The organism is Caballeronia pedi (assembly GCF_001544915.2).
In the GTDB taxonomy this organism is placed as follows: domain Bacteria; phylum Pseudomonadota; class Gammaproteobacteria; order Burkholderiales; family Burkholderiaceae; genus Caballeronia; species Caballeronia pedi.
On sequence record NZ_FCOE02000001.1, the window covers coordinates 487617 to 511267 of the forward strand.

The window sequence follows — 23651 nt, forward strand, 5'->3', positions numbered from 1 at the left end:
GGGCGGGGCAGCGGGCGACGCAAAGATGCGCCGCGCGCTCACCTAATTCGGTCGGTCGCCGAAATGGCGAAGCCCGTGGCGCGGCTGCCCGCGTTGCTGGCGGGCGGAAGGCCGAAGTACGCGCGCGCGTTGTCGACATCCCGCGCGATGGCGGCGGACAGCGTTTCGAGGTCGACGTACTTTTCCTCGTCGCGCAGCTTCTTCAGGAATTCGACGCGCACGAGCTTGCCGTACGCGTCGCCGTGCCAGTCGAGCACGAAGACTTCGAGCAGCACGCGGCCGGAATCGTCGACGGTCGGACGCAGGCCGAGACTTGCGACGGCCGGCAGCGGTTCACCGCCAAGTCCATGCACGCGCACGACAAAAATGCCCGCGAGCGCCGGCCGCTTGTGCGCGATCGGCAGGTTCAGCGTGGGAAAGCCGAGATCGCGGCCGAGCTTCGCGCCGTGCACGACGTGTCCGCTGATGATGTACGGCCGCCCGAGCGCGACCTGCGCCGCGTCCAGATCGCCCGCGACGAGCGACGCCCGCACCGACGACGACGAAATGCGCGCGCCATTCGGATGCGCGACGGTGGCCATCTGCTCGACCTCGAAGCCGTAGGTCTCGCCGGCGGCCTTGAGCGATGCGAAGTCGCCCGCGCGTTTCGCGCCGTAGCAGAAGTCGTCGCCGACCATCACCCAGCGCGCGTGCAGGCCATCGACGATGACGTTCTTCACGAACGTATCCGGCGACTGGCTCGCGAACGTCTTGTTGAAGTGCTCGACCACCACGCGATCGACGCCGTTGGTGCGCAACGCTTCGAGCTTGTCGCGCAGCATGGCGATGCGCGGCGGCGCGCCCGCCGGATTGAAGAACTCGCGCGGATGCGGCTCGAAGGTCATCACGCAGACCGGCAGGCCGCGCGCATCGGCGGCGGCCCGCACGTGCGCGAGCAGCGCCTGGTGGCCGCGATGGACACCGTCGAAGTTGCCGATGGTCAGTGCGCAGGGCGCCCGGCTTTCGGCATTGGGAAGGCCGCGAAAGACTCTCACGATAGGCGATGGTCAGTGGGAGGGGCTGATGCCGCAAAGCGTTAGATTATAAACGCTCGCACGGATCGTCGGGCGCGCACGGCCGCTCCGGCGCCTGCGTCGGTCCCTTTTGGCACGATTTTCGCACCGTTCAAATGATAAAATCCGCGGATGAAAAAAATCGTCATTCTGATCTCCGGGCGCGGGAGCAACATGGAGGCCGTCGTGCGTGCGTGCGCGCGCGACGGCTGGCCAGCCCGCGTCTGCGCGGTCATTTCCAACCGGCCCGATGCCGCCGGGTTAGGCTTCGCGGCCGCGAACGGCATCGAAACCAAAGTAGTGGATCACCGTCAATTCGACGGGCGCGAATCGTTCGACGCCGCGCTCGCGCGTGAAATCGACCGTTTCGAGCCCGATCTCGTCGTGCTGGCGGGCTTCATGCGCGTGCTGACCGACGCCTTCGTCGGGAAATACGCCGGGCGCATGCTCAATGTTCATCCGTCGCTCTTGCCGTGCTTTCCGGGCTTGCGCACGCATCAGCAGGCGCTCGACGCCGGCGTGCGCGTACACGGCGCCAGCGTCCATTTCGTGACGCCGACGCTCGATCACGGGCCGATCGTCGCGCAGGGCGCAGTGCCGGTCGTCGCCGGCGACGACGCCGCCGCGCTCGCCGCGCGCGTGCTGAAGGTCGAGCACGACATCTATCCGCGCGCGGTGCGCTGGTTTATCGAAGGGCGTTTATCTATCGAGGGCGAACGTGTCGCCCTCGCGCCGTCTGAGCCGCAATGGCTCTTTGCCGACATTGCCGGGGAGGGCGTATGAGGCTGCATGGATTTCTGATCGGACAAACCGAAACATTGCTCGCGGACGTATTGCGCTTTTCCGGCCCTGCCGACGCCGCGACGAGCCGCTTCTTCCGCGCGCATCCGAAGCTCGGGCACGGGGAGCGCGGCGTGATTGCCGAAGCCGTATTCGCCGTGCTGCGCCGGAAAATGGAGTTTTCGCATCTCGCGGAAAGCGGCAGCGGCAACCTTGCGCGCCGTCTCGCGCTGCTCGGGCTGATGCAGACCGCCGGGCTCTCCGCGCTGAAGCCGTTCGTGTCGGCGGACGAGTATCAATGGCTCGCGCAAGTCTCGAAGATCGATCCGGCGAGCCTGCCGGTGCGCGTGCGCACCAACCTGCCGCAGTGGATCTACGACGCGATGGGCAAGCGTTTCGCGCCCGAGGAACTCGCGCAACTCGCCGCCGCGCTGAACTATCCCGCGCCGCTCGACCTGCGCGTGAATCCGATCAAGGCGACCCGTGAGGCCGCGCTCAAGGCGTTGACCGAAGCGGGCATCGACGCGGGCGAAATGCCGTTCGCGCCGTTCGGCGTGCGCGTGGACGGCAAGCCCGCGCTGACGCGTCTCGCGCCGTTTCAGGAAGGCTGGATCGAGGTGCAGGACGAAGGCAGCCAGCTGCTCTGCTCGCTGATGGCCCCGCGTCGCGGCGAAATGATCGTGGACTTCTGCGCGGGCGCGGGCGGCAAGACGCTCGCGCTCGGCGCGATGATGCGCTCGACCGGCCGCCTCTACGCGTTCGACGTGTCGGACCGCCGCCTCGCCAAGCTGAAGCCGCGTCTCGCGCGCAGCGGTCTGTCGAACGTGAATCCGGTGCTGATCGACAGCGAGCACGACGCCAAGATCAAGCGTCTCGCGGGCAAGATCGACCGCGTGCTCGTCGATGCGCCGTGCTCGGGTCTCGGCACGCTGCGCCGCAATCCGGACCTGAAGTGGCGCCAGTCGCCCGCCACCGTCGCGGAGCTGACGCCCAAGCAGTTGTCGATTCTCACGAGCGCCGCGCGCCTCGTGAAACCCGGCGGCCGCCTCGTCTACGCAACCTGCTCCATGCTCGAAGCGGAAAACGAAGGCGTCGTGAAGCAGTTCCTCGAAACGCATCCGAATTTCCGCGTGGTGCCCGCGCGCGACGTGCTCGCGGAACAGCGCATCGATCTGGACACGGGCGAATTCCTTTCGCTGTGGCCGCACAAGCACGGCACGGACGGCTTCTTCGCGGCCGTGCTGGAACGCGTGCCGGACGCCGCGAAAGCGCCGAAAGCACCGGAAGCGCCGGAAGCGCCTGAAGAAACCGCGTAAGCAATGCAGAACCGCTTCCTGAACGAACTCTCCGCGCGGCTTTTTCGCGATTTCGGCGAGCCGGAAGTGATCTGGCAGGTGGCGGTTCTGCTCGGCCTGCTCGTGGTGGCCTGGTGGTGCGCGCGGCTGCTTCGCAAGAAGCTCGATGCGCGCCGCCAGTCGCGTTTCGAAGCCGTGCGCTTCGGCGCGGAAAGTCTCAACAAGGCGCTGTTTCCGCTGCTCGGCACGGTTTTCGTGTCGATCGCGCAGGTGGCGGTTGCGCCGTTCATCCACACGTCGTTCCTGCGCCTCGCGCTCGTTCCGCTGTGCGGCATCACCGTCATCTACACGATGCTGTACGTCGCGCGGCGCGTGTTCAGCCGCGGTCAGGCGGAGCATCAGGCGAACGCGCTGCTGTATCTGTTCGAAAAACTCGTGACGGCGATCGTCTGGATCGCGATGCTCTTTACCGTCATGGGCATCCAGGACGACGTCGTGCACTGGATGGGAAGCGTGCGCTTCAATTTCGCGAACGCGCACATGACGCTGCTCTCGCTCGCCTCGGGCGTGCTGTGGGTGTGCGTGACGCTGATCGTCGCGATGTGGGCGGGCGCGCTGCTCGACGACCGCCTGATGCGCGCCCGCTCGCTCGACGGCAATCTCAAAGTGGTGCTCGCACGCGTCGGCCGGGCGCTGATGATCCTCGCCGCGATTCTGGTGAGCCTGTCGATCGTCGGCATCGACATCACGGTGCTCGGCGTTTTCGGCGGCGCGCTGGGCGTCGGTCTTGGCTTCGGTTTGCAGAAGATCGCGAGCAATTACGTGTCGGGCTTCATCATTCTGCTGGACCGCTCCTTGCGACTCGGTGACATGATCAGCGTAAGCGGCAGCCAGGGCACCGTCACGCAGATCCGCACGCGTTACACGGTCGTGCGCGGGCTGGACGGCATCGAAACGCTGATTCCGAACGAAAAGCTCATCACCGATGTGGTGCAGAACCATTCGTCGTATCTGACGCGCGGCAACGCGAAGATCGCGGTGCAGGTGAGCTACCGCTGCGACGTCGAGCGCGCGATGCAATTGCTGGTCGAAGCGACGCAGGGCGTCGAACGCGTGCTGCAGGATCCGGCCCCCGCCGCGCTGCTCGCGAGCTTCGGCGCGGACGGCATCAATCTGGAGCTGAGCTTCTGGATCGAGGAAGCCGCGAAGGGCACGGGCGGCGTAAAGTCGCATGTCAACCGCGCGGTCTGGCGGTTATTCTCCGAACATGGCATTGAAATCCCGTACGCCCAGCGCGAAATACGGATTATCGATGGCGTGGTCCGGACAAGGGACGAATCGGTACTTAATTCCGAAAACCGCGAACCTGGCGCCGCGCCAACGGCGTGACCGGTAGCGAAAGCTGAATCTTTCGATTTGACCGGGGAATCAACCTCAATTCGGGGCGTGAGTTTTTCCTCGTTTTGCTACGATTCAAAAAATTTCACCTTTAGGACAAAGACTTGGAACGCATGCAGTAGAATGCGATCGAACTTGCGCACATTCCTTTCATGCGCACAACAAGTTGCCCGACGTCAGTTTGACTGGCCATTTTTCCCGAATTTCACAGCTACTCAGGTAAACCGCCTTGCTGAATTCTTCCCTCGAATTTCTCGCCAACGGATTGCTCGACTTTTCCTGGTGGCAGATTCTGCTGTTCACGCTTGCGATGACGCACGTCACGATCGCCGGCGTCACGATCTATCTGCACCGTTGCCAGGCGCACCGCGCGCTGGACCTGCATCCCGTCGCGAGTCACTTCTTCCGCTTCTGGCTGTGGATGACCACGGGCATGCTGACCGGCCAGTGGGCGGCGATCCACCGCAAGCACCACGCCAAATGCGAGACCGAAGAAGATCCGCATAGCCCGCAGACGCGCGGCATCTGGAAGGTGCTGCTCGAAGGCGCGGAACTCTATCGCTCCGAAGCGAAAAACGAAGAGACCATGCGCAAGTTCAGTCACGGCACGCCGAACGACTGGATGGAGCGCTACGTCTACACGCGTTACCCGATTCTCGGCATCAGCGTCATGATGGTGATCGATGTCGCGCTGTTCGGCATCGTCGGGCTGTCGGTGTGGGCCGTGCAGATGATCTGGATTCCGTTCTGGGCGGCGGGCGTTGTGAACGGTCTCGCGCACTGGTGGGGCTATCGCAACTTCAATTCGGCGGATGCGTCGACGAACATCTTCCCGCTCGGCATCCTGATCGGCGGTGAAGAACTGCATAACAATCACCACACGTTCGCGACCTCCGCGAAGCTGTCGAGCAAGTGGTACGAGTTCGACATCGGCTGGATGTATATCCGCCTGATGTCGATGGTCGGTCTTGCGAAGGTGAAGAAGGTCGCGCCGACGCCGAAGCTCGCCGCGAGCAAGGCTGTCGTGGATCAGGACACGCTGCAGGCGGTGCTGTCGAACCGCTACGAAGTGATGGCGCGTTACGGCAAGGCGCTCAAGCGCGCCTACGCGCAGGAACTGGCGAAGCTGAAGGAAGCCGGCGCGCGCGAGAAGTATCAACTGATGCGTGGCGCGCGCACGTGGTTCCACAAGGAAGAAGACGGCCTGAACGAGCCGCAGCTGAAGCAGTTGCCGGAACTCACGTCGGATAACCAGAAGCTGCGCACGTTCATCGAGCTGCGCAAGGATCTGGCGGCGATGTGGGACCGCTCCAATGCCTCGCGCGAGCAGCTCGTCACGCAATTGCAGGACTGGTGCCATCGCGCGGAAGAGAGCGGCATCAAGGCGTTGCAGGATTTCGCGTTGCGTCTGCGCCGCTACGCCTGACGCGCGATATCCGTTAAAATTTAAGCACGTCACAAGACCCCGCTCTGGCGGGGTCTTTGTTTTTGTGCGGCCGAATTTGCATCGCGTTGTTGGCATGGAGCAGGGGACAGGGACATGGAAGCGATCAGGAGTGTCGAGTACGACCGGCCGCAAGGCCTGACGTGTGGGGTGGGCGAGGCGTGGGCGCGGGTGCCCGGCGCGCCGTCGCCGGAAGAGCGGCGCGAGTTGAAGGAGCGCATTCGCGCGCTTCTGAAGCGGGAAGAGGCGGTGCTCGTCGCGCACTATTACGTCGATGCCGAACTCCAGGAACTGGCCGACGAAACCGGCGGCTGCGTCGCCGATTCGCTGGAAATGGCGCGCTTCGGCCGCGATCACGCGGCGAAGACGCTGGTTGTCGCGGGCGTGCGCTTCATGGGCGAGACGGCGAAGATCCTGAGCCCGGACAAGCGCGTGCTGATGCCTGATCTCGACGCGACCTGTTCGCTCGACCTCGGCTGTCCCGCCGACGAATTCTCCGCGTTCTGCGACGCGCATCCGGACCGCACGGTCGTCGTGTACGCGAATACGAGCGCGGCAGTGAAGGCGCGCGCGGACTGGATGGTCACGTCGTCGATCGGGCTCGAGATCGTCGCGGACCTGCACGCGCGCGGCGAGAAGATCCTGTGGGCGCCGGACCGTCACCTGGGCGGTTACATTCAGAAGAAGACCGGTGCGGACATGCTGTTGTGGCAGGGTTCGTGTCTCGTCCACGACGAGTTCAAAGGCATCGAGCTCGATCTGCTGCGCCACGAATATCCCGACGCGAAAATTCTCGTGCACCCGGAATCGCCCGAAGGCGTCGTCGCGCTCGCGGATGTCGTCGGCTCGACCACGCAACTGATCGACGCCGCCGTGAAGCTCGACGCGACGCGCTTCATCGTTGCGACCGACCTCGGGATTCTGCACAAGATGCGGCTCGCCGCGCCGGGCAAGACGTTCATCGAGGCGCCGACCGCCGGCAACAGCGCGACCTGCAAGAGCTGCGCGCACTGCCCGTGGATGGCGATGAACGGCCTCGCCAATCTCGCCGAGGTTCTGGAGCGCGGTCACAACGAGATTCACGTCGATCCGGCCATCGGTTTGCGTGCGCGCCTGCCGATCGACCGCATGCTCGATTTCGCCGCGCGTCATAAGAAGCGCGTGCAGGCGAGCGGCGATCTGGCGAAGGACACCACGCTGTTCTCGAACGTGGGAGCCGCGTAATGACGAATGAAGCGACGTATCCGGCGATTTTCGAGGAAGTCCGCAAGCAATACGGCGCAGCGTTCGACGCGGCGCTCGCGCGCAATGTCGTCGATGCGCTCGATGAAGACGTCGGCAGCGGCGATGTCACCGGCCGTCTCGTGCCGGCCGATTCGCGGCGCACGGCGCGCATCATCGTGCGCGAGGACGCCGTGCTGTGCGGCGCGCCCTGGTTCGATGAAGTGATGCGTCGCGTCGATCCGTCGATCGAAGTCGAATGGCAGTATCGGGAAGGCGCGCGCATGGCGGCGAATTCGCCGGTCGTGCTGCTGCACGGCACGTCGCGCGCGCTGCTCACCGCGGAGCGCAACGGGCTCAACTTTCTGCAACTGCTGTCGGGCGTGGCGACGGCGACGCGCCGCTATGTCGATGCGATCGAAGGCACGCGCGCTCGCATCCTCGATACGCGCAAGACGCTGCCGGGCTTGCGGCTCGCGCAGAAGTACGCGGTGCGCGTGGGCGGCGGCGCGAACCAGCGCCTCGCGCTCTACGACGGCATTCTGATCAAGGAAAACCACATCGCGGCGGCGGGCGGCGTCGGTGCGGCAATGGACGCGGCGCTCGCGCTGAATTCAGGCGTGCCGGTCCAGATCGAAGTGGAAACGCTCGAACAGCTCGAAACGGCGCTCGCACATCGCGCGGAATCGATCCTGCTCGACAACTTCACGCTCGACACGATGCGCGACGCCGTTCGCATCACGGCGGGCCGCGCGTTGCTCGAAGTGTCCGGCGGCGTGAACTTCGACACGGTCCGCGCAATCGCTGAGACGGGCGTGGACCGCATCTCCATCGGCGCGCTCACGAAGGACGTGCGCGCGACCGATTTCTCGATGCGTCTCGTCTAGATAGCCGTACGGCGCGCGGCCGGCGGCATCAGCACCGTCGGCAGCGCCTTCGGCAACGTCCCGGGCCAGTCGCGGCTGTAGTGCAGACCGCGGCTTTCGCGCCGCGAACACGCGCTTTCCACGATCAGCGACGCGACATCGACGAGATTGCGCAACTCCAGCAGATCGCGGCTCACCTTGAAGTTCGCGTAGTACTCGTGGATCTCGTCGCGCAAGAGCGCGATCCGATGCTGCGCGCGCGCGAGGCGCTTGTCCGTGCGCACGATGCCCACGTAGTTCCACATGAGACGCCGTAGTTCGTCCCAGTTGTGCGCGACGACGACTTCCTCGTCCGGATCGGACACGCGGCTTTCATCCCAGTCGGGCAATTCGGCGTGGCAGCCGTTCGAGAAACCATCCGCTTCGATCGCGTGCGCCGCCGCGCGGCCGATCACGAGGCATTCCAGCAGCGAGTTGCTCGCGAGCCGGTTCGCGCCGTGCAGCCCCGTGTACGACGTCTCGCCGACCGCATATAGCCCCGGACGATCGGTGCGCCCGGCGAGATCGGTGACGACGCCGCCGCACGTGTAGTGCGCGGCGGGCACGACGGGAATCGGCTGCTTCGCGATATCGATGCCGAATTCGCGGCAGCGCGCGAGGATCGTCGGAAAGTGTTCTTCGAGAAACGCGCGCGGCTGATGGCTGATGTCGAGATACACGCAGTCGATGCCGCGCTTCTTGATCTCGAAGTCGATCGCCCGCGCGACGATATCGCGTGGCGCGAGTTCGGCGCGTTCGTCGTGCGCGGGCATGAAGCGCGTGCCGTCCGGCAGACGCAGGACGCCGCCTTCGCCGCGCACCGCTTCGGAAATGAGGAACGACTTCGCGTACGGATGGAACAGGCAGGTCGGATGGAACTGGATGAACTCCATGTTCGCGACGCGGCATCCCGCGCGCCACGCCATCGCGATGCCGTCGCCGGTCGCGGTGTCGGGGTTCGTCGTGTAGAGATAGACCTTGCCCGCGCCGCCTGTTGCGAGCACCGTATGTGGCGCCTGAATGGTCACCGTGCGGCCCGAGTTCACATCCAGCGCGTAAAGCCCGTGGCAGCGGTGGCCGGGCAGCCCGAGCCGGTCGGACGTGATCAGATCGATCGCGTAATGATCTTCGAGAACGGTGATGTTCGGATGGTTGCGCACGCGCGCGCTGAGCGTCGTGACCACCGCGTGGCCGGTGGCGTCCGCCGCGTGAATGATGCGGCGATGGCTGTGACCGCCTTCGCGCGTCAGATGGAAACCGAGTTCGGCGGAGACATCGCGCGTGAAGGGCACGCCTTCCTCGATGAGCCATTCGATCGCCGCGCGCCCGTTCTCGACGATGAAGCGTGTCGCCGCTTCGTCGCACAGGCCGCCACCCGCGATGAGCGTATCGCCGACGTGGTTATCGACGCTGTCGGCCGAGTCCAGCACGGCGGCGATGCCGCCTTGCGCCCAGTCGCTCGCCCCGACGCTCGCCGCGCGCTTGGCGAGGATCGCGACCCGCCGCGTTTCGGCCAGATTCAGCGCCACGCTCAGTCCAGCGAGCCCGCTCCCTACGATCGCCACATCGAAATTCATGCTGCCGGTTCTCCGTCCGTGTTCTCATCGATAGCCGGCAAGCATACCCCGCGTGAACAATCAGTGACAGTGAAAACCCCCGCACGATCGTGTGTAAAGCGCGTGAAAAAGGCGGGCGAAAAAACAAAAAGCCCCGCGATTTGCGGGGCTTTTTGCTGTCTTCGTACAGGTTCTCAAGTTCAAGGCTTACTTGATCTTGGTTTCCTTGTACTCAACGTGCTTGCGGACGACGGGATCGAACTTCTTGATCGCCATCTTTTCCGGCATGTTGCGCTTGTTCTTGGTCGTCGTGTAGAAGTGACCCGTGCCTGCGGTCGATTCCAGCTTGATCTTGTCGCGTGCGCCCTTGGCCATATGCGTGCTCCTTAGATTTCACCGCGTGCGCGCAGGTCTGCGAGCACGGCGTCAATACCGTTCTTGTCGATCAGGCGCAGACCGGCGTTCGAAACGCGCAGACGGACCCAGCGATTTTCGCTTTCAACGAAGAAACGGCGGTTCTGCAGGTTCGGCAGGAAACGACGCTTGGTCTTGTTGTTTGCGTGGGAAACATTGTTGCCCGACATCGGGCCTTTCCCAGTTACTTGGCATACGCGTGCCATGAGGACACTCCTAATACACGTTGAGTCTGAATCGAACGCTCGAGACGAAAACACTCGCTTTCATTTCGATGCCTCTTATCGCCCAATTTGCCGATCGGGGACTTGGCAGCACGGTTATGCCAATGAGGACCGCGTAAGTTCAGAGCAGGCGGGTTGAGAAAAGCAAACGTGGATTCTAGCAGGAAAAACGCTGCAATATCAAACCTTTTGTCGCTTTCTCGTGCGTTACAGCCAGCCGTGGCGCGCAAACGAGAAGACATCGTTGGCCGCGACGACGATGTGATCGAGCAGCCGGACGTCGATTAGCGTCAGCGCGTCCTGCAGCGTCTTGGTCAGCCGGCGGTCGTTGGCGCTGGGCTCGACGCCGCCCGACGGGTGATTATGCGCGACGATCAGCCCCGCCGCGTTGAGCGTGAGCGCGCGCCGCACGATTTCACGCGGATAGACCGCCACGCGCGTGAGCGAACCGCGCGCGGATTCCTCTGCTTGCAGCAACTGATGACGCGCGTCGAGATATAAACAGATGAATACTTCATAGGGCCGCGTACCGATCAGCAAGCGCAGATAGTCCTCGACCGCGCCCGGTGAGTTCAGCAGCGCGCGATCCTGCGCTTTCTCCGCCAGCGCCCGCCGGCACAGTTCGGACACGGCGAGCAAGGTCGCCGCGCGCGCCGGCCCGATCCCGCGCTGTTCGCGCAGGTCGACCGCCGACGCCTCCAGCACGCCGCGCAGCGAGCCGAAGCGCCCCAGCAACTGACGCGCGACATCGACGGCGCTCGCGCCGGGCAGGCCGGTGCGCAGGAACAGGGCGAACAGTTCCGCGTCCGATAACGCCTCCGGCCCAGTGTCGAGCAGCCTTTCGCGTGGCCGGTCGCCGCGCGCCCATTTGTGGATCGGCACATGGGGCGCGATGATCGGGTCGTCGGTTGCGGGCGGCGTCACGAGCCGCAGATCGGCGCTCATCGCTGCGCTCCGGGACGTCTTGTCGCGCGGGCGAGCGCACGCAGGACATCGCGGCGTGACGCGTCCCGACACAACTCTGTCTTACAATAGCGGCTTTGGCGCCCGGTTCGCACCGGCGCCGCGCGGTTCGCTGCTTCGCGCCGAAGAGCCGCCCCATGCGGAGCCCACGCTCTGCCTTCAAATGAACGGCCACATCCAATACTCATGAGCATCATCGATATCTCCGAGGTGAAACCCGGTTCGCACGTCACGCTTCATTACCGGCTCGCGCTTGCCGATGGCGCCGACATCGTCAACACGTTCGCCGACAAGCCCGCGACGCTCCTGCTCGGCGCAGGCCAGCTCGCGGAACCCCTGGAAGAGATTCTGCAGGGCATGAAGGTCGGCCACCATTCGACCGTTCAGCTAACGCCCGATCAGGCGTTCGGTCCGCGCAATCCGGAACTCGTCCAGTGGGTGTCGCTCGCGACGCTGCGCGAAAACAGCATGATCGGCGAGGATTTTTCGCCCGGCGATCTCGTCGAATTCAACGCGCCGAACGGCGGACGCTACGCGGGCGTGCTGAAGGAAGTCGGCGAGACCGCGGCGCTGTTCGACTTCAACCACCCGCTCGCGGGCCAGGCGCTCGTCTTCGAAGTGAAAATCATCGGGATTCTGTAACCATGATTGAAAGCCTCAACGAAGTTCAGACCGACGTCGAAATCCTGCTCGCGCAGCCGCGCGGGTTCTGCGCGGGCGTCGATCGCGCGATCGAAATCGTCGAGCGCGCGATCAAGCTGTTCGGCGCGCCCATCTACGTGCGCCACGAGATCGTCCATAACGCTTATGTCGTCGCGGATCTGCGCAAGAAGGGCGCGATCTTCATCGAAGAGCTCTCCGACGTCCCCGAAGGCGCCACGCTGATCTTCAGCGCGCACGGCGTCTCGAAAGCGGTGCGCGGCGAAGCGGAAGCGCGCGGTCTGCGCGTGTTCGACGCCACCTGCCCGCTCGTGACCAAGGTGCATATCGAAGTGGCGAAGATGCGCCAGGAAGGCTTCGATATCGTGATGATCGGCCACAAGGGCCATCCGGAAGTCGAAGGCACGATGGGGCAGTCGGGCGAGGGCATGCATCTCGTCGAGGATATCGAGGACGTGCTGAAGCTCGATCTGCCCGATCCGCAGCGCATCGCGTACGTCACGCAGACCACGCTGTCCGTCGACGACGCCTCGGCGATCATCGACGCGCTCAAGGCCAAATATCCCGACGTCAAGGAACCGAAGAAGCAGGACATCTGCTACGCGACGCAGAACCGCCAGGACGCGGTGAAGTTCCTCGCGCCGCAATGCGATGTCGTGATCGTCGTCGGCAGCCCGAACAGCTCGAATTCGAGCCGTCTGCGCGAAGTGGCCGAGAAGCGCGGCATCCCCTCCTATATGGTGGATTCGCCGGCGCAGATCGATCCGCAGTGGGTCGAAGGCAAGAAGCGCATCGGCGTGACGGCGGGCGCCTCGGCGCCGGAAGTGCTGGCGCAGGCGGTCATCGCGCGCTTGCGCGAACTCGGCGTGCGCAACGTGCGCTCGCTCGAGGGCATCGAGGAGACGATTTCCTTTCCGCTGCCGCGCGGCCTCTCACTGCCGCAATGATTCGACGAGTTATTCGAAAAAGCGCCTCCGGGCGCTTTTTTTTCGCCTGGAGAAACACATCACGCGGCGCACTAGGGAACCCGTGCGCGAGATACGAAACCAAGCGTAGGCACCGTTTCGGGGCGCGCATTCAATGGGCGTTTTCCTCTAAAACTCTTCAGGGCTTCCCCGTAAATCCGATAAGCAAACGTAACCCTCGAAATTCACCCGATTAAACCTGTTTCCGTTATGGTGCAACTACTGCACAAAATCGAATCGCAACCCGGTTGCGACTTTGCGGGAAAATGGCCGGAAAATGGCGGTTGCAATGCTGGAAAACCCCGCCACGCAAGAATATTGCTCGTCTCATATTTAGCGTTACAATGCGCGCGTCTTGAGGCCAGAAGGGTTCACGACGACTGTTTTTAGAGGCGCAGGAGACCTATTTGATGCGATTCAAGTTTGCTCACGCCGTGTCCATCGCGGCTGCGGTTGCAATGGTCACCGCATGCGGCAAAAAGGATGAGGGTGGGGCGAGCACGGCAGCGTCGGCAGCGAGTTCCGCTGCTGCGCCGGCTGCGTCCGCGCCTGCGCCGGCGAGTGAGGCAACTGTCGTGAAGATCGGTCACGTCGCGCCCCTGACGGGCCTGCAGGCGCATCTCGGCAAAGACAATGAAAACGGCGCGCGGCTCGCCCTCGAAGAGATCAGCGCGCAGGGTTTGACGATCGACGGCCATTCCATCCATCTGGTGCTCGACGCCCAGGACGACGCCGCCGATCCGCGCGTCGGCACGGAAGCGGCGCAGAAACTCGTCGACGACCATGTGGTCGCGGTGATCGGGCACATGAACTCGGGCGTGTCGATTCCGGCGTCGAAAATCTACAGCGATGCGGGCATCGCGCAGATTTCGCCGTCGACGACCAACCCGCAGTACACGCAACAAGGCTACAAGACGACGTTCCGCGTCGTGGCGACCGACGCGCTGCAAGGCCCCGTGCTGGCCGGCTACGCGATGAAGACGCTGCATGCGAAGAAGGTCGTGGTGGTGGACGACGCCAGCGCCTACGGGCGGGGACTCGCCGACGAATTCGTGAAAACGGCGCAGGCCGGCGGCGTGAAGGTCGCGGCGCGCGAGGCCACTACTGAAAAGGCGCGCAACTTCAAGGCGATCCTGACCAAGATCAAGCGCATCCAGCCGGATGTCGTCATGTACGGCGGCATGGACGTGACGGGCGGCCCGTTTGCGAAGGAAGCGGCGGCGCTCGGCATCAAGGCGAAGATCCTCGCCGGCGACGGCGTCTGCACCGACAAGCTGGCCGAGCTCGCGGGCGACGCGGTGCAAAACATCATCTGCTCGGAGGCGGGACTCGCGCTTCCGAAGATGGACAAGGGAGCGGACTTCGAAAAGAAGTACGAAGCACGCTTTCACACGCCGGTGCAGATTTACGCGCCGTTCACGTATGACGCGATGTACGTGATCGTCGATGCAATGAAGCGCGCCAACTCCATCGAAGCGCCCAAGGTGCTGGCTGCGATCGCCACGACCGACTACAACGGTCTGACGGGGCATATCGCATTCGACGACAAGGGCGATCTGAAGGCGGGGACCATCACGCTGTACGACTTCAAGGACAAGAAGAAAGACGTACTCGACGTCATCAGGCAGTAGGCAGTCTGGCGGCGCCAGCTATCCGGCGGCGCCGTTTTCGTATCCGTCCGTGAAACGCTTGCAGCCTCATCCGGCCGCGAGCGGACGATCGGCGCTCAACCTTTACCGGTTTTTTAAAAAGTACGCGCAGTGCCGCTTAGATTTCGCTTCCCACCGGTTTATCGGCCGGTGATAAAAGCGTTATCGAAACGCACGGGGCTAAGGAGCTTTGAATGGATATTTTCATCCAGCAGATCATCAACGGTCTGGTGCTTGGCAGCGTCTACGCCATCATCGCACTGGGCTATACGATGGTGTACGGGATTCTCGGCATCATCAACTTCGCGCACGGGGACGTGCTGATGGTCGGCGCGATGGTGGCGCTCTCGGCCATCGGCGTCATGCAGAATCACGTTCCCGGTCTGCCCGGGCCGATCATGCTGACGATCGCGCTCGTGGTCGCCGCGGTCGTTTGCGCGCTCGTTGGCTACACGATCGAAAAAGTCGCGTACCGGCCGCTGCGCAAAGCGCCGCGTCTCGCGCCACTGATCACTGCGATCGGCGTGTCGATCCTCTTGCAGACCGTCGCGATGATGATCTGGGGCCGCAATCCGCTCGCCTTCCCGCAGCTTTTGCCGACCGATCCGATCAACATCATCGCCGCCGACGACACCCGTCCGGGCGCGGTGATCTCGATGACGGAAATCGTGATCATCGTGGTCGCGTTCATCGTGATGGCCGGCTTGCTGCTCCTCGTGCACAAGACGAAGCTCGGCCGCGCGATGCGCGCGATCGCCGAGAACCCGGCGAACGCCTCGCTGATGGGCGTGAATCCGAACTTCGTGATCTCAGCGACCTTCATGATCGGCTCGGCGCTCGCTGCGCTGGCGGGCGTGATGATCGCGTCGGAATACGGCAACGCGCACTTCTACATGGGCTTCATCCCCGGCCTGAAGGCGTTCACGGCGGCGGTGCTGGGCGGTATCGGCAACCTCGGCGGCGCGATGGTCGGCGGCGTGTTGCTGGGTCTCATCGAACAGTTGGGCGCCGGTTATATCGGCAATCTGACAGGCGGCGTCTTCGGGTCGAACTACCAGGACGTGTTCGCCTTCATCGTGCTGATCATCGTGCTCGTGTTCCGTCCGTCGGGTCTGCTCGGCGAACGTGTCGCGGACCGCGCTTAAAGACCGTGTGAGGAGCTCAAAAAAATGACATCGATTCAACCGATTGAGCCGTCCACGACGCTCATCCCCGAGAAAAATACGACGAAGACGCTCGTCATCGGCATTCTCACCGCCGTGTTCGTGATCGCCGCACCGATGGTGATCGGCGCCGCCGGCGGCAACTACTGGGTCCGCGTGCTCGACTTCGCGATGCTGTACGTGATGCTCGCGCTGGGTCTGAACGTGGTGGTCGGTTTCGCCGGCCTGCTCGATTTGGGCTACATCGCGTTCTACGCGGTGGGCGCGTACACGGCGGCATTGCTGTCGTCGCCGCAGCTGACGACGCATTTCGAATGGATCGCGCAGCTCGCGCCCGGCGGATTGCATGTGCCGTTCCTCATCATCGTGCCCTGCGCGATGGCGCTCGCGGCCACCTTCGGCGTGCTGCTCGGCGCACCGACCTTGCGTCTGCGCGGCGACTACCTCGCCATCGTGACGCTGGGCTTCGGGGAAATCGTCCGGATCTTCATGAACAACCTCGACCGGCCGATCAACATCACGAACGGTCCGAAGGGCATCACGGGCATCGATCCGGTGACGGTGGCGGGCTTCAACCTGTCGCAGACACACGAGTTCTTCGGCATGAAGTTCCCGTCGGTCTACATGTATTACTACCTGTTCGTGCTCGGCGCGCTGCTGGTGATCTGGGTGTGTACGCGCCTGCAGCATTCGCGCATCGGCCGCGCATGGGCGGCGATCCGCGAAGACGAAATCGCCGCGAAGGCGATGGGCATCAACACCCGTAACGTGAAGCTGCTCGCGTTCGCGATGGGCGCGTCGTTCGGCGGTCTGTCGGGCGCGATGTTCGGCGCGTTCCAGGGCTTCGTGTCGCCGGAATCGTTCACCTTCTGGGAATCGATCGTCGTGCTGGCGTGCGTGGTGCTGGGCGGCATGGGCCACATCCCCGGCGTGATTCTCGGCGCGGTGCTGCTCGCCGTGTTCCCCGAATTCCTGCGCTCGACGATGGGCCCGCTGCAGAACGCCATCTTCGGCCATCAGATCGTCGATACCGAAGTCATCCGTCAGTTGCTCTACGGTCTGGCGATGGTGCTGATCATGCTGTATCGCTCGGAAGGCCTGTGGCCCGCCGCGAAACACGAAGACAAGATCGCGAAGATCGCGAAGCGCGGCGGCAAGAAGCCGGTGCGCGCATAAGGCGGAGATCCAGAACATGAGCGAAAAACAAACGCGACTTTCCGTCAAGGGCGTCAACAAGCGCTTCGGCGGCTTGCAGGCGCTGTCCGATGTCGGCCTGCAGATCAAGGAAGGCGAGATTTACGGTTTGATCGGCCCGAACGGCGCCGGCAAGACGACCTTCTTCAACGTGATCACCGGTCTGTACACGCCCGATTCTGGCGAGTTCAAGCTCGATGGTCAGGCGTACACGCCGACCGCCGTCTATCAGGTGGCGAAGGCGGGCATCGCGCGCACGTTCCAGAACATTCGCCTCTTCGGCGGCATGACCGCGCTGGAAAACGTGATGGTCGGCCGTCACGTTCGCACGAAGCATGGTCTGATCGGCGCGGTGTTCCAGACGCCTGCCGAGCGCCGTGAAGAGCGTGAGATCAAGGAGCGCGCGCTCGAACTGCTCGAATACGTGGGCGTGCTGCAATACGCGGACTACACGTCGCGCAATCTGTCGTACGGTCACCAGCGGCGTCTGGAGATCGCACGCGCACTGGCGACCGATCCGAAGCTGCTCGCGCTCGACGAACCGGCCGCCGGCATGAATGCGACGGAGAAGGTCGAACTGACGCGTCTGCTCGACAAGATCCGCTCGGACGGCAAGACGATTCTTTTGATCGAACACGACGTGAAACTCGTGATGGGATTGTGCAACCGCATGACGGTGCTCGATTACGGCAAGGTGATCGCCGAAGGTCTGCCGCAGGACGTGCAGAAGGACCCGAAGGTGATCGAGGCATATCTGGGTGCGGGGGTGCACTAAATGGCGACCACAAGCGCAATGTTGAAGGTCAAGGGTCTACAGGTGAATTACGGCGGCATCCAGGCGGTGAAGGGTGTCGATCTGGAAGTCGGGCAGGGCGAACTCGTTACGCTGATCGGCGCGAACGGCGCGGGCAAGACCACGACGATGAAGGCCATCACCGGTCTCAAGCCGTACTCGGGCGGCGATATCGAGTACATGGGCCAGTCGATCAAGGGCGTGCCCACGCACGAGCTGCTCAAGCGCGGCCTCGCGATGGTGCCGGAGGGCCGCGGCATCTTCGCGCGCATGTCGATTCTCGAGAACATGCAGATGGGCGCGTATCTGCGCAACGACACCGACGGCATCCAGAAAGACACCGAGCGCATGTTCGGTTTCTTTCCGCGCCTGAAGGAACGGGCGTCGCAATACGCGGGCACGCTCTCGGGCGGCGAACAGCAGATGCTCGCGATGGCGCGCGCGCTGCTCTCGCGTCCGAAGCTGCTGCTGCTCGACGAACCGTCGATGGGTCTGTCGCCGATCATGGTCGAGAAGATCTTCGAAGTGGTGCGCGAGATTTCGTCGGAAGGGCTGACGGTGCTGCTCGTGGAGCAGAACGCGCGTCTCGCGTTGCAGGCCGCGAATCGCGGTTATGTGATGGATTCGGGCACGGTCACGATGTCCGGCGATGCGAAGATCATGCTCGATGATCCGAAGGTCAGAGCGGCTTATCTGGGCGAGTAAGCGTCGCTTGTTTGTCGATGAAAGGCCGGCTCTTGCAGCCGGCCTTTTTTCAAAGCCGCTTCCCCAGACTCACGACTTCATCCATCCGATAGCCGAGCTTTTCATAAAAGCCGCGCAATTCCGTCTTGACCGACAGAATCTGCAAATTCACCTTCGGACACCCAAGCTTCGCCAACGCCGCCTCCGCGTGCTTCATCAGCGCGCCGCCAAACCCGCGTCCGCGCAGCAACGGCGTGACGGCCAGCGAATACACCCAGCCACGATGCCCGTCGTATCCGGCCATCACCGTGCCGACCACGCGGCCATCGGCCAGGCCGACGAAAAACAGTTCCGGCTGCGTCGTCATCTTGTTGGCGATCGACAAGGCCGGATCGCGCTGCGGCCGCGATGCATCCGCGTACTCGGGAAACACCTCGCGCCACAGCGCGATCACGGCATCGCGATCGGCTGTGTCGAACGTGCGGATGATCACAGCGAATCGAGCACCGAGCGCAGCATGGCCATCATCTGGTCGATCTCGTCCTTCGTGACGTTGAGCGCGGGCATGAAGCGCAGCAGATTCGGGCGCGCTGCGTTCAGCAGCAGGCCATCGGGCTGCATCAGACGCGCTTTCTCGACGATCTGCGGACCCTTGTCGCTGTCGAGCAGCAACGCGCGCAACAGGCCTTCGCCGCGTTCGCCCTTGAAGCCGCGCTCCGCCGACAGCTTCAGCAGTTCCTGCTTCAGATACTCGCCTTGCTCGCGCACGCCTTCGAGAAAGCCCGGAGCCACGAGCTGCGAGATCACGGAATAACCGACCGCCGACATCAGTGGATTGCCGTTGTAGGTGCCGCCCTGATCGCCCGCTTCGAAGCACGCGAACTCCGCCTTCGAGAGCAGCGCCGCGAGCGGCACGCCGCCGCCGATGCCCTTGCCGAGCGTCATGATGTCCGGCTCGATTCCCGACAGCTCGTACGCGAACAACGTCCCCGCGCGGCCGCAACCGCTTTGCACTTCATCGACGATCAAGAGCAGGTTGTGCTTCTTCGTCAGCTCGCGCAGTTGCTGCATGAACTCGCGCGTCGCCGGAAGCACGCCGCCTTCGCCCTGAATCGGCTCCAGCATCACGGCGACGGTCTTCTCGCCGATGAGCTTCTCGACCGACGCGATATCGTTGAGATCGGCCTTCGGAAAGCCCGGCACTTGCGGCGCGTAGATCGTGTCCCAGCCGGCCTTGCCGCTCGCGGACATCGTCGCGATCGTGCGGCCGTGAAAGCTGTGATCGAACGTGATGATTTCGTACGCGCCGTTCCTGAACTTCTTGCCCCACTTGCGCGCGAGTTTGATCGCGCCTTCGTTCGCTTCCGCGCCGCTGTTGGCGAAGAACACCTTGTCGAAGCAGCTGTTCGCGGTGAGCAGGCCCGCGAGCTGCGCCATCGGCGCGTTGTAGAACGCCGGCGAAGGATTGATCAGCGTGCGCGCCTGCTTTTCCATCGCCTCGATCATGCCTTCGTTGCAGTGGCCGAGCGAGTTGACGGCCCAGCCCTGGATGAAGTCGAGATAGCGCTTGCCCGTGTTGTCGTAGAGCCAGGAACCTTTGCCGTGCGTGAACACGATCTCGGGACGGTTCGTGATGTACATCAGCGAATCAACGGGGTACTCATTGAAATTCATGACAGCGGGCTCCACGAAAGCTAGTGCGAGAGAAAGAAAAAGACGGCGCGAAAAAAACAAAAGCCACGGAATTCCGTGGCTTCATTTCGTACGCTTCGAACAAACCGAACCGTGAGCGCAAATGCATGACGAGCCAGCGGCATCCCTAGGGAAGCGGCGAGCGGCGACGTCGAAGTGCGTTCAGGATTTTGATCATTCGCGAAGGATACGTTAAGCGGTTGCCGCCTGTAAACCGTGCACGCGGATTTTTTATCCGCGTGCAGGCTTTCATGCGGAATCAGACCGGATGCGCGAGATCCGCCGCGCTGGTGAACGAATCCGCGTAGAACTCGTCCTCCGGCAGGCGATGATGCTGCGTGAAATCGCGCTGCGCGGATTCCACCATCACGGGCGCGCCGCACGCGTACACCTGGAACGCGCTCAAGTCTGGCAGATCCTCGATGACAGCACGATGAACGAAGCCCGTGCGGCCCGTCCAGTTGTCGTCCGCGTCGGGCTCGGAGAGCACCGGCACGAAGGCGAAGTTCGGGATGTCCTTCGCCCATTGCGTGGCGAGTTCCATCATGTAGAGGTCCTTCTTGCGGCGGCCGCCCCAGTACAGCGTCATCGGCCGGTTCAGGTTCTTGAACACCGCATGCTCGATGATCGCCTTGATCGGCGCGAAGCCCGTGCCCGACGCGAGCAGCACGATCGGTTTCTCGGATTCATCACGCAGGAAAAACGTGCCGAGCGGACCCTCGAAGCGCAGGATGTCGCGCTCCTTCATCGCGCCGAACACGTGATCCGTGAAAGTGCCGCCCGGCATATGGCGGATATGCAGTTCGAGCGGGCCTTCGTGATGCGGCGGGCTCGCCATCGAATAGCTGCGGCGCTTGCCGTCCTTCAGGATAAATTCGATGTACTGACCCGCGTAGTACTGCAGGCGCTCGTTGGCAGGCAGTTGCAGCTTCAGTTCGATGACGTCGTCGGCACGGCGTTCGAGCGCGTTCACGCGGCACGGCAGCTTTTTCACCTGCACGTCGCCGACGCCCGCGACTTCGCGCACGTCGATTTCGAGGTCGGTCTGCGCGGTCGCGCAGCAGAAGAGGGCGAGGCCGCGCGTTTTTTCGTCGTTCGACAAGGCCGACGACGAATGCGGCGCCTGCTCGACTTCGCCGCTCACGACCGCGCCCTTGCAGGAACCGCACGCGCCGTTCTTGCAGCCGTACGGCAGGCCGATGCCCTGGCGCAGCGCGGCGCTCAGCACGGGTTCGTCGGGTTCCACTTGAAACTGCCGGCCGCTTTGCCGGAGCGTTACGTTAAAAGCCATAGATCGATTTCTGCGATGTGTGGAGTTGTCTCGTTCGTCTTTTGCGACGCCGCACGCGGGTTTCAGGCGACGGATAGAATGCCCGGATGATCGCCACTCGAAACCTTCGCCGCGCGCGTGTCCTGATCGTCGGATGCGGCGATGTCGGCATGCGCGCGCTGCCGCTTCTGCATGCGCGGGCCGGCGCGCCGCGCGTGATCGCGCTCACGCATCATCCGGAGCGCGCGGGCGAGTTGCGCGCGGCGGGCGCTACGCCCGTTTCCGGCGATCTCGATGCGCGCCGCAGCCTCGAAAGGCTCGCTGGCCTCGCGCGCAACGTGCTGCATCTGGCGCCGCCTCAGCGCGACGGCGACGCGGACCGCCGCACGCGCGCGCTGCTCGCCGCGTTGCGCCGCCCGCGACGCTCGGCGGCACGTGGCGCGAGGAGCCACTGGCTGCATCCGGATCGAGCCGGAAAATCGTCTTTCATTGTACCCGACCGCCTTCGCGCGGCGACCAAGCGCCTGAGCGGTCCGCGCACGCGCTTCGTCTACGCGAGCACGAGCGGCGTCTATGGCGATTGCGCCGGCGCGTGGATCGACGAAACACGTCCGGCGCGGCCCGAGAACGAGCGCGCGCGGCGGCGCGTGTCGGCGGAGCGGCAGTTGCGCGAGGCCGGCGTCGGGAGCGGCTGGCGCGTGTCGATCGCGCGGATTCCGGGCATTTACGCGGCCAATCGCCTGCCGCTGGCGCGCATCGAGAAGGGCATGCCGGCGCTGGTCGAATCCGACGACGTCTACACGAATCACGTTCACGCCGACGATCTCGCGGCGATTCTCGTGCGCGCGTTGTCGCGCGGGCGTCCGCAGCGTGTGATCAACGCCTCTGACGATACCGACCTGCGCATGGCGGAGTATTTCGATCGCGTGGCCGATGCATACGGCCTGCCGCGCGTGCCGCGCATTTCACGGCGCGACGCCGAAGCGACTCTGGAACCGGTCACGCTTTCGTTCATGCGCGAATCGCGGCGGCTCTCCAACGCGCGCCTGAAGCGCGAGCTGGGCTATGCGCTGCGCCATCCGACCGTCGACGATTTCCTACGCGCGAACGCGCGGCGCTAGATCAGCGCCGGAATCGTTTCGAGCAGGACGAAGCACATCAACGCGCCGATCAATGCGCCGATGAGATTCGGCGAATACTTGTGGCGCATGTGCATGACGACGGCCAGCACCCCGATGAGGACAGCGCTCAGCGCGACGAACGCAACCAGCGCGGCGGTCGAGTGGGAGACCATGATGCCCTCCTGCTTTTTTGATAGTCATTATTGGTATCCGTAAGACCAGTATATGAGTGCGGATCGCGGAAGGCATGCTGCGCCGCAACGCCCGTGCTTAAGGGCTTGTACTGATTTGCATGTCGAATGTGCGCCGGTCGGGCGCGTCATGGCCCGCGCGGGCTTTCGGGCTGTCGATGGCGTCGTGCGCGCACAACGCGCGCGGCAGCACAGAAGAGGTGTTATGGCGTCCCGCGCAAAGCGGCGAGATCGCTTTCGTCGAGCCAGCGCCACGCGCCTTCGGCGAGCGACACGGGCAGCGCGTACCCGCCGACGCGCTCGCGATGCAGCTTCTCCACACGGTTTCCCGCCGCCGCGACCATCCGCTTCACCTGATGGTATTTGCCTTCGAGCACGGTCAGTTCGAGCAGCCGTTCGTCGCGCTGTTCGGCCGCGAGCGCGGCGCTCGGTTTCGTTTCGCCGTGCAGCAGCACGCCTTCGCACAGTTTCGCGAGTTGCGCGTCGTCGAGCGGATGACGCACGGTCGCGAGATAGACCTTCGGCACCTTGCGTTTCGGCGATGTGAACGCGTGTACGAACGCGCCGTCATCGGAGAGCAGCAGCAGCCCGGTCGTGTCCTGATCGAGCCTGCCGACGGCCTGCACGCCGCGCTCGACGAGCTGCGGCGGCAACAAATGAAACACGCTCAGATGATGTTGCGGATCGCGCGAGCATTCATAGCCCGCGGGCTTGTTCAGCGCGATGTACGCCTTTTCACGATACGTCCAGCGATGATCGTCGACTTCGAACTCGAGACCGGGTGTGACGGGGAGATCGGCGTGCGGATCGTCGCGCATGACGCCGTCGATGCGCACGCGGCCTTCGGCCACGATGCCGCGGCACTGGCGGCGCGACCCGAAGCCTTGGGAGTAGAGGAGGGTTTCGAGGTCCATCGGATGAGCGGAGTTGAAGCGCGCATTCTAGCAAGCCGCGCTTGGCCGCTCGCGGAGCGCGTTTCGCGTCGGCAAAAAAAGCGCCGCCCCGACAACGGGCGGC

At 63.8% G+C, this 23651-nt stretch carries 24 protein-coding genes; 14 read left to right on the plus strand and 10 right to left on the minus strand.

Features of this window, described 5'->3' with window-relative positions:
* Positions 1-38: 38 nt before the first annotated feature.
* Positions 39-1034, minus strand: a complete 996-nt coding sequence (locus AWB80_RS02240) for a bifunctional riboflavin kinase/FAD synthetase (RefSeq protein WP_061172982.1) — start codon at positions 1032-1034, stop codon at positions 39-41.
* Positions 1035-1184: 150 nt separating this feature from the next.
* On the opposite strand from AWB80_RS02240, the gene purN reads away from it, so the two are divergent.
* The 6 genes from purN to nadC all read left to right on the plus strand — a co-directional run bounded on the left by purN (position 1185) and on the right by nadC (position 8077).
* Positions 1185-1835 carry a phosphoribosylglycinamide formyltransferase gene (purN, locus tag AWB80_RS02245; protein ID WP_061172983.1) on the plus strand — a complete coding sequence of 217 codons (651 nt, stop codon included), beginning with the start codon at positions 1185-1187 and terminating at the stop codon, positions 1833-1835.
* On the plus strand, positions 1832-3148 hold the full coding sequence (locus AWB80_RS02250; RefSeq protein ID WP_061172984.1) for an RsmB/NOP family class I SAM-dependent RNA methyltransferase: 1317 nt from the start codon (positions 1832-1834) through the stop codon (positions 3146-3148). Before purN ends, AWB80_RS02250 begins: the two co-directional genes overlap by 4 nt.
* Positions 3149-3151: 3 nt before the next feature.
* Entirely contained in the window at positions 3152-4516 is a 1365-nt protein-coding gene (locus AWB80_RS02255) for a mechanosensitive ion channel family protein (RefSeq protein ID WP_061172985.1), read from the plus strand.
* Positions 4517-4754: 238 nt separating this feature from the next.
* Positions 4755-5951: a DesA family fatty acid desaturase gene (locus AWB80_RS02260; RefSeq protein ID WP_061172986.1), complete on the plus strand. Its 1197-nt coding sequence runs from the start codon at positions 4755-4757 to the stop codon at positions 5949-5951.
* Positions 5952-6065: 114 nt separating this feature from the next.
* Entirely contained in the window at positions 6066-7193 is a 1128-nt protein-coding gene (gene nadA / locus AWB80_RS02265) for a quinolinate synthase NadA (protein WP_061172987.1), read from the plus strand.
* Positions 7193-8077 carry a carboxylating nicotinate-nucleotide diphosphorylase gene (gene nadC, locus AWB80_RS02270; protein WP_061172988.1) on the plus strand — a complete coding sequence of 295 codons (885 nt, stop codon included), beginning with the start codon at positions 7193-7195 and terminating at the stop codon, positions 8075-8077. The genes nadA and nadC overlap by 1 nt, the downstream gene beginning before the upstream one ends.
* Here nadC and nadB read toward each other — a convergent pair.
* The 4 genes from nadB to radC all read right to left on the minus strand — a co-directional run bounded on the left by nadB (position 8074) and on the right by radC (position 11234).
* Complete coding sequence (gene nadB / locus AWB80_RS02275; protein ID WP_061172989.1) at positions 8074-9672, minus strand: L-aspartate oxidase; 1599 nt, start codon at positions 9670-9672, stop codon at positions 8074-8076. The two genes, nadC and nadB, sit on opposite strands and share 4 nt — an antisense overlap.
* 186 nt (positions 9673-9858) lie before the next feature.
* The gene (rpmG, locus tag AWB80_RS02280) at positions 9859-10026 is read right to left on the minus strand and encodes a 50S ribosomal protein L33 (RefSeq protein WP_006478046.1); all 168 of its coding nucleotides are present in this window, start codon (positions 10024-10026) and stop codon (positions 9859-9861) included.
* 11 nt (positions 10027-10037) lie between these two features.
* Positions 10038-10271 (minus strand): 50S ribosomal protein L28, encoded by a 234-nt coding sequence (gene rpmB / locus AWB80_RS02285; RefSeq protein ID WP_008351171.1) that lies wholly within the window; start codon positions 10269-10271, stop codon positions 10038-10040.
* Positions 10272-10496: 225 nt separating this feature from the next.
* Positions 10497-11234, minus strand: coding sequence for a RadC family protein (gene radC, locus AWB80_RS02290; protein WP_061172990.1), 738 nt, complete (start codon positions 11232-11234; stop codon positions 10497-10499).
* Between the two features lie 204 nt (positions 11235-11438).
* Here radC and AWB80_RS02295 point away from each other — a divergent pair, with 204 nt between their 5' ends.
* From AWB80_RS02295 to AWB80_RS02325, 7 genes are all read left to right on the plus strand, one after another.
* Positions 11439-11894, plus strand: a complete 456-nt coding sequence (locus tag AWB80_RS02295) for an FKBP-type peptidyl-prolyl cis-trans isomerase (RefSeq protein ID WP_061172991.1) — start codon at positions 11439-11441, stop codon at positions 11892-11894.
* Positions 11895-11896: 2 nt separating this feature from the next.
* A complete protein-coding gene (ispH, locus tag AWB80_RS02300; RefSeq protein ID WP_061172992.1) occupies positions 11897-12859 on the plus strand; it encodes a 4-hydroxy-3-methylbut-2-enyl diphosphate reductase in 963 nt (320 codons plus the stop codon).
* 428 nt (positions 12860-13287) lie between these two features.
* Positions 13288-14508 carry a branched-chain amino acid ABC transporter substrate-binding protein gene (locus tag AWB80_RS02305; protein WP_061172993.1) on the plus strand — a complete coding sequence of 407 codons (1221 nt, stop codon included), beginning with the start codon at positions 13288-13290 and terminating at the stop codon, positions 14506-14508.
* Between the two features lie 212 nt (positions 14509-14720).
* Complete coding sequence (locus AWB80_RS02310) at positions 14721-15671, plus strand: branched-chain amino acid ABC transporter permease (protein ID WP_061172994.1); 951 nt, start codon at positions 14721-14723, stop codon at positions 15669-15671.
* Positions 15672-15695: 24 nt separating this feature from the next.
* On the plus strand, positions 15696-16865 hold the full coding sequence (locus tag AWB80_RS02315) for an ABC transporter permease subunit (RefSeq protein WP_061172995.1): 1170 nt from the start codon (positions 15696-15698) through the stop codon (positions 16863-16865).
* A 16-nt stretch (positions 16866-16881) separates the two neighbouring features.
* Positions 16882-17658 carry an ABC transporter ATP-binding protein gene (locus AWB80_RS02320; protein WP_061172996.1) on the plus strand — a complete coding sequence of 259 codons (777 nt, stop codon included), beginning with the start codon at positions 16882-16884 and terminating at the stop codon, positions 17656-17658.
* Positions 17659-17676: 18 nt separating this feature from the next.
* Positions 17677-18381 carry an ABC transporter ATP-binding protein gene (locus tag AWB80_RS02325; RefSeq protein ID WP_087130924.1) on the plus strand — a complete coding sequence of 235 codons (705 nt, stop codon included), beginning with the start codon at positions 17677-17679 and terminating at the stop codon, positions 18379-18381.
* Between the two features lie 49 nt (positions 18382-18430).
* On the opposite strand, the gene AWB80_RS02330 is transcribed toward AWB80_RS02325, so the two are convergent.
* The 3 genes from AWB80_RS02330 to AWB80_RS02340 form a co-directional block, all read right to left on the minus strand.
* Positions 18431-18853 carry a GNAT family acetyltransferase gene (locus AWB80_RS02330; protein ID WP_061172998.1) on the minus strand — a complete coding sequence of 141 codons (423 nt, stop codon included), beginning with the start codon at positions 18851-18853 and terminating at the stop codon, positions 18431-18433.
* Complete coding sequence (locus tag AWB80_RS02335) at positions 18850-20034, minus strand: acetylornithine transaminase (protein ID WP_061172999.1); 1185 nt, start codon at positions 20032-20034, stop codon at positions 18850-18852. The genes AWB80_RS02330 and AWB80_RS02335 overlap by 4 nt, the downstream gene beginning before the upstream one ends.
* A 277-nt stretch (positions 20035-20311) precedes the next feature.
* Positions 20312-21343, minus strand: a complete 1032-nt coding sequence (locus AWB80_RS02340; protein WP_061173000.1) for a CDP-6-deoxy-delta-3,4-glucoseen reductase — start codon at positions 21341-21343, stop codon at positions 20312-20314.
* A gap of 86 nt (positions 21344-21429) precedes the next feature.
* Between AWB80_RS02340 and AWB80_RS02345 the strand changes: the two genes are divergently transcribed.
* Positions 21430-22443, plus strand: a complete 1014-nt coding sequence (locus AWB80_RS02345) for an NAD-dependent epimerase/dehydratase family protein (protein WP_061173001.1) — start codon at positions 21430-21432, stop codon at positions 22441-22443.
* On the opposite strand, the gene AWB80_RS44305 is transcribed toward AWB80_RS02345, so the two are convergent.
* Positions 22440-22616, minus strand: coding sequence for a hypothetical protein (locus AWB80_RS44305; protein WP_167390421.1), 177 nt, complete (start codon positions 22614-22616; stop codon positions 22440-22442). The two genes, AWB80_RS02345 and AWB80_RS44305, sit on opposite strands and share 4 nt — an antisense overlap.
* A gap of 221 nt (positions 22617-22837) precedes the next feature.
* Entirely contained in the window at positions 22838-23548 is a 711-nt protein-coding gene (locus AWB80_RS02350) for a pseudouridine synthase (protein ID WP_061173002.1), read from the minus strand.
* Between the last annotated feature and the right edge of the window lie 103 nt (positions 23549-23651).